Below are 12,571 nucleotides of genomic sequence, written 5' to 3' on the forward strand. Positions count from 1 at the left end.
CAGCAGTGAAACGCCGTAGCGCCGATGGTAGTGTGGGGTCTCCCCATGTGAGAGTAGGGAACTGCCAGACATTAAATTAGTGAAGAAGCCACCCATTGGGTGGCTTTTTTGCGTTTGGGGAAATGATGAGGCACTCGACTTTACGACTTTTTTGACCATGGTGTTGTTCTATCTTGTAATTTCTGAATGTCACCGTAAAAATAATGGCGCTAATCAGTCATACCTCATTGTTCGATTCCAACGTTTTATATACGCATTTTTTTGTCATTTATAAAAAGAGCAAATACAGGTAAGTGGTCATGATTCCGTCTATTAAATAATAAAAATATCTGATAAGGGTATTTATTCATAAAATCAATAGATTAAAATCTCAGTGTACTAATGGAAAAACTATTTATGCACCGATAAATGTGAAATTAATTCAATTAGCATTGAAAAACTCGACAAGGTAAGCAGCATTAGTTAGATTGTTTGGCATTCTAGAAGTCTAAACGTGTATATGTATATAAAAGGGGATGAATGATGCCAATTCGTTTACCAGATGAGTTACCCGCTGTTAATTTTTTACGTGAAGAAAATGTTTTTGTCATGACAACGACAAGAGCTAGTCTTCAGGAAATCCGTCCCTTAAAAGTACTGATTCTGAACTTGATGCCTAAAAAAATAGAAACTGAAAATCAGTTTCTTAGACTGCTATCAAATACGCCATTACAAGTTGATATCCAATTGCTGCGTATCGATCAGAGAGAGTCTAAAAATACTCCTGCTGAGCATCTGAACAATTTTTATTGTGATTTTGAAGATATTAAAGATCAAAATTTTGATGGATTAATTGTAACTGGTGCCCCACTTGGGCTAGTTGAATTTACCGATGTATGTTATTGGGAGCAGATTGAAAAAGTTATTGTATGGGCAAAAAGTCATGTGACTTCAACACTTTTCGTGTGTTGGGCTGTCCAAGCCGCGTTGAAAGTGCTTTACGATTTGCCAAAATGGACACGTGAAGAAAAGCTTTCGGGGGTCTATCAGCATGATACATTAGAGCCTTTTTCTTTGTTAACTAGAGGTTTTGATGCTTCGTTTTATGCCCCTCATTCAAGGTATGCAGATTTTCCAGAAGACCTTATTCGTCAGTATACGGATTTGGAAATATTAGCAAGTTCAGAAGAAGCGGGTGCTTACTTATTTGCCTCAAAAGATAAGCGACTTGCTTTTGTTACGGGTCATCCTGAGTATGATAGGGATACCTTAGCTGAGGAATACTGGCGTGATTTTGATGCTGGCATTTCACCAGAGATCCCTTGTAATTATTTCAAAAATAATGATCCTAACAATGCTCCAGTGATCAGTTGGCGTAGTCATGGTCATTTACTTTTCTCTAATTGGCTTAATTATTATGTGTACCAGATCACACCATTTGATCTTAGCCACATGGAGCCTACATTAGATTAAATAAAAATTTTTGTATTACCATTGTTGTTTAATCCATTCTATATAAATGCAATTTTCTATTTTATAGGCATTATATTTTAGTTATTTTTTAATATTTAGAATTAAAGCAGCCATTAAAGGCTGCTTTTTTTGTTTTTCAGACAAACTATTTTTAAATGAGTAATTTCTACATTTCTTTTATTTAACAAATGGTTAACACGTTATTTTGATTTTTAAAAGAATGAGTTTTCAAAATAATAAAACAATAAAAGTATTATTTATCATGAGGATAAGTTGAATTTTAAATAAAATGGAAATCGTTTTTGATATATTTTTATTTTGATCTTAAGCTTAATTCATTACCAGATATGAATAAGGAATGGTCAATGGAAAATCAATTACTAATGTCAAAATTAATATTTACAAAGAAAATATCTCAACAAGATATTAGAGTCTTACATAATGATTCTATTGAGTTTATTTCAAGTCTGGTTGAGGCTTTTTTACCTCGTAGAAAAAATTTACTAGAAGAAAGAGCTAAAAGGCAGAACGAAATTGATTCGGGAGCACTTCCTGATTTTATTTCGGAATTTGATTCCATTAAAAAATCAGATTGGAAAATACAAAATATACCAGAAGATTTACTCGACCGTCGTGTAGAAATAACGGGACCCGTTGAAAGAAAAATGGTCATTAATGCATTGAATTCAAATGTTAAAGTTTTTATGGCCGATTTTGAAGATTCTCTTTCTCCATCATGGGAAAAGCTGATTGATGGCCAAATCAATTTAAGTGATGCAATTAATGGTGATATTTCTTACACAAATGAAAATGGAAAGGTATATCAGCTTAAATCTGATCCCGCTGTTTTAATTGCTCGTGTTCGAGGGCTGCATCTTGATGAAAAGCACGTTCTTTTAGGTAATACACCGATCCCTGGGGGATTATTCGATTTTGCTCTCTACTTTTTTAATAACTACCAAGCACTCATAAAAAAAGGGAGTGGACCTTACTTTTACATCCCTAAATTAGAATCTTGGCAGGAAGCGAAGTGGTGGAGTGATGTATTTAGTGCGGCAGAAGATAGAGTTGGTATTCCTCGAGGGACAATTAAGGCAACCGTCTTGATTGAAACCTTACCTGCGGTGTTCCAAATGGACGAGATCTTGTATCACATGCGTCACCACATTGTTGGCTTAAATTGTGGTCGTTGGGATTACATATTTAGCTATATCAAAACGCTAAAAGAGCATTCAGATCGTGTTCTTCCCGATCGCCAAGTGGTCACGATGACCCAAGAGTTTCTGAGCGCATATTCTCGTTTACTTATTAAAACTTGTCATCGTCGAGGTGCGTTTGCTATGGGGGGAATGTCTGCATTTATCCCCAGTAAAGATGAAAAAGAAAACCAAGCCATATTAGCTAAAGTACGAGCAGATAAAGAACTTGAAGCAAAAAATGGACATGACGGCTCGTGGGTTGCTCATCCGGGACTTGCCGATACAGTAATGTGCGTCTTTGATGAAGTGCTTGGGGAGAATGCTAATCAACTACATGTTTCTCGTAGTTCAGATGAAGTAATCACAGCTGAACAGTTGTTGAAGCCGTGCTCAGGAGAAAGAACTGAGGCTGGTATGAGAGCCAATATTCGTGTCGCCGTTCAATATATTGAAGCATGGATCTCAGGTAATGGGTGTGTACCTATCTATGGTTTGATGGAAGATGCTGCAACCGCAGAAATTTCAAGAACATCTATATGGCAATGGATTAGGCATGGTAAGTCACTATCAAATGGTGAAAAAGTGACTAAATCACTTTTTGAGGAAATGTTAGATGAAGAATTACAAGTGATTCAAAAAGAGCTTGGTGATAAACGTTTTCAAAGTGGTCGTTTCCGTGATGCTGCGGAGTTAATGAGAAAGATCACAACGCAGGATGAGCTTATTGAGTTCCTCACTATCCCTGGTTACCAATTATTAGACTAGCAATAAAGAGCATAAGTTCGATAACCCTACATATTCTTATAAAGGAAATAATTATGACTACGTCACGCTTAGACCAAATTGCCCAATTAGAAAATGAATGGAAGAAGCCTCGTTGGAAAGGTATTTCACGGCCATATTCTGCGGAAGAAGTGATAAAGCTCAGAGGTTCTGTTAACCCCGAGCATACCTTAGCACGCAAAGGAGCTGAGCGTTTTTGGGAGCAATTGCATGGTAAATCTAAAAAGGGTTACGTTAATGCATTAGGTGCACTAACGGGGGGGCAGGCATTGCAGCAAGCCAAGGCTGGGATAGAGGCTATTTATCTTTCTGGTTGGCAGGTGGCCGCAGATGCAAATACAGCCTCTAGTATGTACCCAGATCAGTCACTTTATCCTGTTGACTCGGTTCCTTCCGTTGTTCAAAAAATCAATAACACATTTCGTCGTGCAGACCAAATTCAGTGGGCAAATGGTATTGGGCCGGATAACAAAGAGTATATCGATTTCTTCTTACCCATTATTGCAGATGCGGAAGCGGGGTTTGGTGGGGTGTTGAATGCTTTTGAGCTCATGAAAAATATGATAGAAGCGGGGGCCGCCGCCGTGCATTTTGAAGATCAACTTGCAGCTGTTAAGAAATGTGGTCATATGGGAGGAAAAGTACTTGTTCCTACACAAGAAGCTATTCAAAAATTAGTTGCCGCACGTTTAGCTGCGGACGTATCAGGCGTACCTACGATCTTAATTGCAAGAACTGACGCTGATGCCGCAGATCTTTTAACATCTGACTGTGATCCCTATGATTGTGAATTCGTGACAGGTGAACGCACATCTGAAGGTTTTTTCCGAACTAAAGCGGGTATTGAGCAAGCAATCAGCCGAGGCTTGGCGTATGCGCCATATGCGGACTTGGTTTGGTGTGAAACATCAAAACCTGATTTAGAGGCAGCTCGCCAGTTTGCAGAAGCTATCCACGCTAAATACCCAGGGAAACTTTTAGCGTATAACTGTTCTCCGTCATTTAACTGGAAGAAAAACTTAGATGACAGCACGATTGCGCGTTTCCAAGATGAGTTATCTGCAATGGGGTACCGTTTCCAATTCATTACATTGGCAGGCATTCACAGTATGTGGTTTAACATGTTTGATTTAGCTCATGCTTATGCACAAGGCGAGGGAATGAAACATTATGTCGAAAAAGTTCAGGAATGTGAATTTGCGGCAATGAATAAAGGTTATACATTCTCGTCACATCAGCAGGAAGTGGGTACTGGCTATTTTGATAAAGTAACAACAGTCATTCAAGGTGGTACTTCATCAGTGACAGCCTTAACGGGTTCTACTGAAGAAGAACAATTTTAGTCGAATATTTTCCTTTAATCGGTGTCTCTGTTGATTAGGTGTATCTGTTAATTTTTCAGGCACGCTTTAGTGCCTGTTTTTTAATTTCATTAGGGGCAAACATGATACTTACGACCGAACAGATAATAGCCCAAACTATTTTACAAGGATTTGATGCTCAGTATGGGCGTTTTCTTGAGATTACTTCGGGGGCACAGGAAAGGTTTGAACAAGCGAATTGGCATGGGATACAACATGCTATGAAGCGAAGAATTCAGCTATATGACCACCACGTTGGATTGGTCGTTGCTCAATTACAATGTATGGGACTGGTGCAGTCTTTAACACCTAACAAACTGTCGCAAATTAAAAATACCTACAAAATGTTATTGCCAGATTACCCTCGATTTGAAATAGCGGAAAGTTTTTTTAATTCCGTTTATTGCCGGTTATTTCAGCATAGAGATCTTACACAAGATAATTTATTTATTTTTACGTCTCAGCCAGCTAGGCGCTTTACAGTTTCTCCACGGCCGCTTTCACGTGAATATTGTGTGAATAACAATCTAAACAGCTTACTATTTACAATCCTAACGGGTCTCCCTCTAAGGCTGAAATGGCGTCATTTAGATTTTGATATCCAATGTATCATCAGCACATTGCAGCAACGTTTTCCTGAAATTGAAAAACAAAATGTCTGCTTTCATATTGCAAATGAATTATTTTATCGTAATAAAGCGGCTTGGTTAATTGGTAAAATTTATATTAATGATGAGGTCTATCCATTTTTGCTACCTATTCATCATGATGACAGCCAAGCCATCTATATTGATACATGCTTAACTGAATTTGATGAAGCCAGTATTGTATTTGGTTTTGCTCGTTCCTATTTCATGGTTTATGCCCCTTTTCCAGCGGCTTTGGTATTTTGGTTACGGGAGATTCTACCTAGCAAGTCTATTGCTGAACTGTACATGGCTATTGGTTGCCAGAAACATGGAAAAACAGAATATTACCGAGAATATCTTGCGTACATGAATTTTACCCGAGAGCAGTTTACGGTCGCTCCTGGAGTGAAAGGAATGGTTATGTTAGTTTTTACAGCGCCATCTTTTGATCGTGTTTTTAAAGTCATTAAAGATAAGTTCGCCCCTCAAAAGAATGTGACGAGAGAGAGAGTTCAGGCGTGTTATCGTCTCGTTAAGGAGCATGACCGAGTTGGCCGAATGGCAGATACGCAAGAGTTTGAAAACTTTGTCATAGATAAAAGTGCCATTAGTGATGAATTAATGGCCGAGCTATTAAGTGAAGCCCCCTCATTGATAGAAGATCTGGGACAACAAATCTTAATCCGCCATTTGTATATGGAAAGGAAAATGGTTCCTTTAAATATCTATATGGATAATGCAAACGAAGTGCAACTCGAGAATGCTCTTAATGAGTATGGGTTGGCTATCAAACAATTAGCAGCGGCCAATATTTTTCCTGGCGATATGTTATTTAAAAACTTTGGTGTCACTCGTCATGGACGGGTCATTTTTTATGATTATGATGAAATTTGTTATATGACAGAAGTGAATTTTCGGAAGATCCCCGAGGCGCTATATCCTGAACAGGAGCTTTCAGGAGAGCCGTGGTATAGCATTGGTGAGCAGGACGTTTTTCCTGAAGAGTTTGCCGCTTTTATTTGCCAAGATGCAAAAATTAGCACCTATTTACAGCAATATCATGGTGATTTATTTTCAGCGGATTATTGGCAACAATTGCAAAATAGAATTTTAAGTGGGCATGTTGAAGATGTTTATGCTTATCGTGAGGGAAAACGTTTTTGCAATCAGTTTACTGAATCAATGAACGGTTGTTTGCTTTCTAATGAATAAGATGGATATAATTATTTTATAATAAAAATAATGAGTTAATTAAGCGACTCAGCCGAATACCAAGTCGCTTGTCAGATGTATCATAAAACCCCGTACTTCACTTTAGGGCTGGGTGGAGGTCAAACCCTGAAGAGCTTCTTGGGCTAGTTGAGTAATTCGCTCATAATTTCCTGAAGTTAAGGCATCTTCAGGCACTAACCAAGAGCCACCGATACATAACACACTATCTAATTCTAAATAGTTAAGATAGTTAGTTAGGGAAATTCCTCCTGTTGGGCAGAATTTCACTTGTGAAAAAGGCCCTGCGATAGCTTTCAAAGCCTTAACGCCACCATTGGCTTCTGCTGGGAAAAATTTAAATTCTTTTAGTCCATAACTCATACCCAGCATTAACTCTGAAACAGTTGCAATACCGGGGATCAGTGGAATATCTCCTTTGGTAGCGGCACTGAGTAACTCATCAGTTAAGCCCGGACTAATTGCGAACTGAGCTCCTGCTTCCGTGACATCAGTAAGTTGCTTTGCATTAATGACAGTGCCTGCCCCTACAATTGCTTCAGGCACTTCTTTGGCAATTAAGCGTATGGCTTCAATAGCGCATTCAGTACGAAGTGTGACTTCTAAAACCTTGATCCCACCTTTTACTAAAGCTTTTGCAAGAGGAACAGCATGTTCTAACTTTTTAATGACAATAACAGGAATGACAGGGCCTTGTTTAAGCACGCTTTCAGCGGTTATTTTCCAATTGTTCATTTTTTATTCCTATTTTATTAAATAGATTAAAAATCAATGCTACAAGCACCTTCTTCAGCACCTGATAGGTTTCTTCTTAATGCGCCGAAAAGCTCTCTGCCACAGCCACTGTGTTGTGATGATAAGTCTAATGTGAATGGCTGACGTGTATTAAGCTCTTGGTCATCGACAAGTAATTGCAATTCTCCTGTGAATGCATTTACCCTAATAATATCGCCATCTTCTACTTTTGCTAATAATCCACCATTGTAAGCTTCAGGAGTGACGTGAATAGCAGAGGGAACTTTACCGGATGCACCGGATAAGCGTCCGTCAGTGACTAAAGCAACCTTGTAGCCTTTATCCATCAGGACACCGAGTGGTGGCATTAGTTTATGAAGTTCTGGCATTCCATTAGCTGATGGACCTTGGAAGCGAACGACAATGATACAATCGCGATTTAGTTCTCCAGAGGCAAAGCGTTCTGCGATATCATTTTGATTGTTAAATACGACTGCAGGAGCTTCAATAATTTGGTTTTCTTCTGGAACCGCAGAGGTTTTCATCATCGCACGGCCTAAATTACCAGAAAGTAGTTTTGTGCCACCATGTGGCGAAAAAGGTTTGCCAATTTCAGCAATAACGTCAGGATTAAATGAGTGTTTTGGCCCTTCTCTCCATTCAAGTTGCCCATTATTAAGCCAAGGCTCTAAGGTGTATTGCGTTAAACCAAAGCCCGCGACAGTTTGAACATCATGATGGAGTAAGCCTTGTTGTAATAGCTGGCGGATGAGTAATGCAACCCCACCCGCAGCTTGAAATTGGTTGATATCCGCCTGACCATTAGGGTAAATACGGCAAATGAGAGGAACGATGGCTGAAAGATCAGAGAAATCATCCCAATTAATGATAATCCCAGCGGCTTTGGCGATAGCAACGAGATGCATTGTTAGGTTGGTCGAGCCACCAGTAGCCAGTAATGCTACGATACCATTGACAATGACTTTTTCATTTATAAGGTGACCAATCGGTAAATAGTGGCCTGACTGTTCGGTTAAACGAGTGATTTGTCGTGCTGCTGCCTCTGTTAGCGCATCACGTAAGGGCGTATCTGGGGGGACGAAGGAGGCACCGGGTAAATGCAGCCCCATGACTTCCATCACCATTTGATTCGAATTCGCTGTACCATAGAAAGTACAAGTGCCGATCCCGTGATAAGAAGCGGCCTCAGCTTCCAATAAAGCTAGCCTATCGACTTTACCTTCTGCATACAATTGACGAATACGGACTTTTTCTTTATTAGGTAAACCTGTTGTCATTGGGCCTGCGGGAACAAAAATAGCAGGTAAGTGCCCAAACGATAGAGCACCGAGCATTAGCCCAGGCACGATTTTATCGCAAATACCTAAATACAGCGCGCCATCAAACATGTTATGAGACAAACCAACCGCAGTGGACATAGCGATAACATCCCGACTTAGCATGGATAATTCCATGCCATCTTGTCCTTGAGTCACTCCATCGCACATTGCAGGTACGCCAGCAGCTACTTGACCAATTGAACCAGATTCTAGAAGTGCTTTTTTTAATTGTTCAGGATATTTATCGTAAGGACGATGAGCTGAAAGCATGTCATTGTAGGAGTTAATTATTGCAATGTCAGAACGCGTCATGCTTTTAAGAATTTGTTTTTCTTCATTTTGACAGGCTGCAAAGCCATGAGCAAGGTTTCCGCAAGCCAATGATGCCCTATGGACAGTTGCGCTGCGAGCTTGCTCAATTTTAGCTAAGTAAGCAGTTCGAGTTTTGTTTGAACGAGAAATGATACGTTGAGTAATGTGTTCAAGTTTTTCATTAACCGCTGGGAATTGGGTCGCTTCCGAGGTGTTCATACTCATGATAATTGCTCCACAGTGCAGATAAATATGGCATCAACCTGCAAGTCATTGGGGGTATATCTATCGTTATTTATATTTTCAATTCATATCAAGACACCGATGTTACCGGTAACATTGTTCAATGAAAATGTAATTGTTGCAATATTCAAAATGAATATTTGACCCTATCTGTGATCTGCATCAAGGTTGATAACGGTCCGAATAGGACAGGAAATAGACAAAAACTCATGCTATAGTGATGAAATTGATAAAGTTATCAGCGAAATAAAGCTTACTGAGAGCTCATAATTTTTATAGGGGCTCAAATGCAAAGGGCGATTATATGTTAAGGCTAGTTGTTTTCATGCAGGTGCTTATATGCCCTAATTTTGTTCTCGCAGATGTTATTTTTTCATCAGGGTCGTATGACATCATGGAAAAAGTATTAGAGAAGCAAAACAAAACGAAAGGGACATCCGCTGAAAGAATAGATGTTCTGACTCAAAGCTTTTTAAACACACCGTACAATAAACAAACATTGAACATGAGTTCATCATCAGCAGAGAAATTAGTCATTAATTTGAAAGCGATGGATTGTATGACGTTTATTGAGTATACCGAAGCATTCAAACGGTCTAAAAGCGATGAGCAGTTTAGAGTGAATTTAACGAGTATTCGTTATATTAATCAGGATATTACATTTAATACCCGTCGCCATTTTTTTTCTGACTGGGCGCAAGGTGCTGACGCCATCGCTGAGGATATCACTGACACCATTAGTTCTCATTCAGTTAAGGTAAATAAACAACTTAATTTAAAAAACAATGGAATGAAATATATATCTAATTATCCTATAAAAAAAAGGGAAATACGCTACATTCCAACTAAATATTTAGATAAAGAAGTGTTAAACAGGTTAAATTCGGGTGATTATATTGGTGTTTATTCAGAGGAAATTGGGCTTGATGTTAGCCATGTTGGAATAGTTATTCGTAAGGGAAATCAAATAATATTTCGAAATGCCTCTTCGCTGCGTGGAAATTTAAAAGTCAGTGATAGTGACCTATTGGATTATTTAAAAGGGAAAAAAGGAATTCTTGTTTTTAGGTCTAAACTATTTTATTAATTTTTTAGATATTATAAAATAGGTTATAAAGTGAATTTTTAAGTTATATATTTGAGTAAAAAACATTCTAATCTAGGTTTCCATGAATCTCTATGAGTTTCTTTAAATTAAATATGGGAAAATATAATTATCTCTATTGGTTACTAAATATGAATGATGATGTTTAAAGTGTAAACGGATATTAAATTATCTATTTGATAAATATAAATTAATAATATAGTGTTATTTTCTATAAATTTAAAAAAATCTATTAATCAATATATTATATAATAAATAATACTAGCATCTCTTTTTTTTGTATAAAAATGCATGTTTGCCTATCGATTTGCATGGTTTTGATTGCTTATAACTATTTTAAATGCACTGCATTAATTTTATAATAAATCATGCTAGCTAATGTTTTTCTTATTTAGGAGATGGTTATGCATATAGCCAAAAAGAATATTTATGCATTATTAGGGAGTTGTTTACGAAAAGCTAGAGTAAGTAAAGGATTGTCAGGAAATGATTTGGGCTCGACTATTCATTTAAGTCAACAACAAGTATCTCGCTATGAGTTGGGTGTTAATAAACTAAGTTTAGATAAATTAATCGAAATTATTATTTTTCTCGATATAGATATTAATGAAATTACTAATATTATTGCTAATCAGGTCGAATATGAAAAAAATAGATTAAAAAACAAGTGAGTTTTTTTATTTTTTAAGGTGAATTATTATTTTGTTCTAAAGTTTGTTAAACTGGAAAAGTGATTTTTAATATAGAATTTTAATTTATAAATATATAATTAATCAATTTCTCACGTGATTTTAAAAATTATATTTATGATAAGTGGTTAAGAGTATAGTTAATTTTATTCTTGATTATAAAATTGGGTTTAATCAACCAAATTTATCTTTATTATTAAAATAGATGATTTTTTTTAATTAATATATAGCAATAATTGAAAGTTTTCCTAAATTGCAAGCACTTGTTTTTCATTTGTTGAAAATAAAAACATAATAAAAGACCTTTTAATTTATAACGTTAAAAGGCTTTAATGTTAGTTTGTAGTCTATTATTCCATTTTTAAACAGCTCTTTTATAGCAGTAATGAACCAATGAAGGTTCTTTACTTTGGCGCTATTATGTTGAATTTAAGTCATTATTGGCAGTTATCCTATTGCGCAGTCATCTACTTTAGATAGTGTTATTTAGCGTGTTATGCTTAAATGAAGCATTCATTAAGAATGGAATAGGGCTTATCATTCGATGTTTAAATATATAGGGATATTATTTGTATTCTCGCTTGTTGGGTGTTCTTCTCACTCTCTCAATAATGGTTATTATCTTGATAATAGTCATCTTTCAAATAATAAAAGTGATAGAATCCAGTATGTTATCCTACACTATACTGTTTCCGATGATGCCAATTCGATAAAGATTTTGACAAAAGGTAATGTGAGTTCTCATTATCTTATCCCAAGCGAACCAGACGTTAAACAAGGTAAACCTGTTGTTTTACAATTAGTTCCTGAAAAATTAAAAGCATGGCATGCGGGGGAGAGTCGTTGGCTATACCATAGTGCTATGAATGATATTTCTATAGGTATAGAGATTGTGAATCCAGGGTTCCAAGGTGAGAAAAAAGGGAATCAAAGCTGGCCACCTTTTAATGAATCACAGATTGCTGCACTTATTCCATTGCTGAAGGATATTATGCTTCGTAATAATATCCCCCCTGAGAATATCATTGGTCATAGTGATATTGCTCCATTACGTAAGCAAGATCCAGGAAAAGCATTTCCATGGCAGCGCCTCTCTCAACAGGGGATCGGTGCTTGGCCTGATCCTAAAACGGTTACCAAGTTTCTTGCAGGACGAAATGCGAATGAGCCCACCAGCGTATTACGTATCCAAAAAGCATTAAAATTTTACGGGTATTCAGGTATCCCATTATCAGGCCAGCTTGATGTGCAAACCAAAAAGACATTACGGGCTTTCCAGTTACATTTCCGGCCTAGAGATATTGAAGGCTTAGCGGATGCGGAAACTGAAGCGATTGCTTTAGCGTTAATCGAAAAATATCGAGATCTCAACAAGTTTAAAGCATTTGAGAAAACACAATAATTGGAATATTCCCTGACAAATCAATAAGAGGATTAACACAGAATAGTATTGTTGATGTGGGGCAAGTTGCCCCGCATTTTATCGAGGTTTT

At 37.3% G+C, this 12,571-nt stretch carries 9 protein-coding genes; 7 read left to right on the forward strand and 2 right to left on the reverse strand.

What is annotated here, in order from left to right:
• Positions 1-522 precede the first annotated feature (522 nt).
• The 4 genes from metA (at position 523) to aceK (ending at position 6,636) form a co-directional block, all read left to right on the forward strand.
• Complete coding sequence (gene metA / locus ACLPIE_RS18075) at positions 523-1,452, forward strand: homoserine O-succinyltransferase MetA (RefSeq protein WP_430263148.1); 930 nt, start codon at positions 523-525, stop codon at positions 1,450-1,452.
• Positions 1,453-1,835: 383 nt separating this feature from the next.
• Positions 1,836-3,416 carry a malate synthase A gene (aceB, locus tag ACLPIE_RS18080; RefSeq protein ID WP_430263149.1) on the forward strand — a complete coding sequence of 527 codons (1,581 nt, stop codon included), beginning with the start codon at positions 1,836-1,838 and terminating at the stop codon, positions 3,414-3,416.
• Between the two features lie 53 nt (positions 3,417-3,469).
• On the forward strand, positions 3,470-4,777 hold the full coding sequence (gene aceA, locus ACLPIE_RS18085; RefSeq protein ID WP_430263082.1) for an isocitrate lyase: 1,308 nt from the start codon (positions 3,470-3,472) through the stop codon (positions 4,775-4,777).
• A 101-nt stretch (positions 4,778-4,878) separates the two neighbouring features.
• Positions 4,879-6,636 carry a bifunctional isocitrate dehydrogenase kinase/phosphatase gene (gene aceK, locus ACLPIE_RS18090; protein WP_430263083.1) on the forward strand — a complete coding sequence of 586 codons (1,758 nt, stop codon included), beginning with the start codon at positions 4,879-4,881 and terminating at the stop codon, positions 6,634-6,636.
• A gap of 102 nt (positions 6,637-6,738) precedes the next feature.
• Here the strand turns inward: aceK and ACLPIE_RS18095 are convergent, their stop codons facing one another.
• The gene (locus ACLPIE_RS18095; protein ID WP_430263084.1) at positions 6,739-7,389 is read right to left on the reverse strand and encodes a bifunctional 4-hydroxy-2-oxoglutarate aldolase/2-dehydro-3-deoxy-phosphogluconate aldolase; all 651 of its coding nucleotides are present in this window, start codon (positions 7,387-7,389) and stop codon (positions 6,739-6,741) included.
• A gap of 26 nt (positions 7,390-7,415) precedes the next feature.
• The gene (edd, locus tag ACLPIE_RS18100; protein ID WP_430263085.1) at positions 7,416-9,266 is read right to left on the reverse strand and encodes a phosphogluconate dehydratase; all 1,851 of its coding nucleotides are present in this window, start codon (positions 9,264-9,266) and stop codon (positions 7,416-7,418) included.
• 412 nt (positions 9,267-9,678) lie between these two features.
• Between edd and ACLPIE_RS18105 the strand changes: the two genes are divergently transcribed.
• From ACLPIE_RS18105 to ACLPIE_RS18115, 3 genes are all read left to right on the forward strand, one after another.
• Entirely contained in the window at positions 9,679-10,371 is a 693-nt protein-coding gene (locus tag ACLPIE_RS18105) for an N-acetylmuramoyl-L-alanine amidase-like domain-containing protein (RefSeq protein ID WP_430263086.1), read from the forward strand.
• Positions 10,372-10,793: 422 nt separating this feature from the next.
• A complete protein-coding gene (locus ACLPIE_RS18110) occupies positions 10,794-11,060 on the forward strand; it encodes a helix-turn-helix domain-containing protein (protein ID WP_430263087.1) in 267 nt (88 codons plus the stop codon).
• Between the two features lie 562 nt (positions 11,061-11,622).
• Positions 11,623-12,480 carry an N-acetylmuramoyl-L-alanine amidase gene (locus tag ACLPIE_RS18115; RefSeq protein ID WP_430263088.1) on the forward strand — a complete coding sequence of 286 codons (858 nt, stop codon included), beginning with the start codon at positions 11,623-11,625 and terminating at the stop codon, positions 12,478-12,480.
• The last annotated feature ends 91 nt before the right edge of the window (positions 12,481-12,571 follow it).

It is taken from the genome of Providencia sp. Me31A, from assembly GCF_050487165.1.
GTDB lineage: Bacteria > Pseudomonadota > Gammaproteobacteria > Enterobacterales > Enterobacteriaceae > Providencia.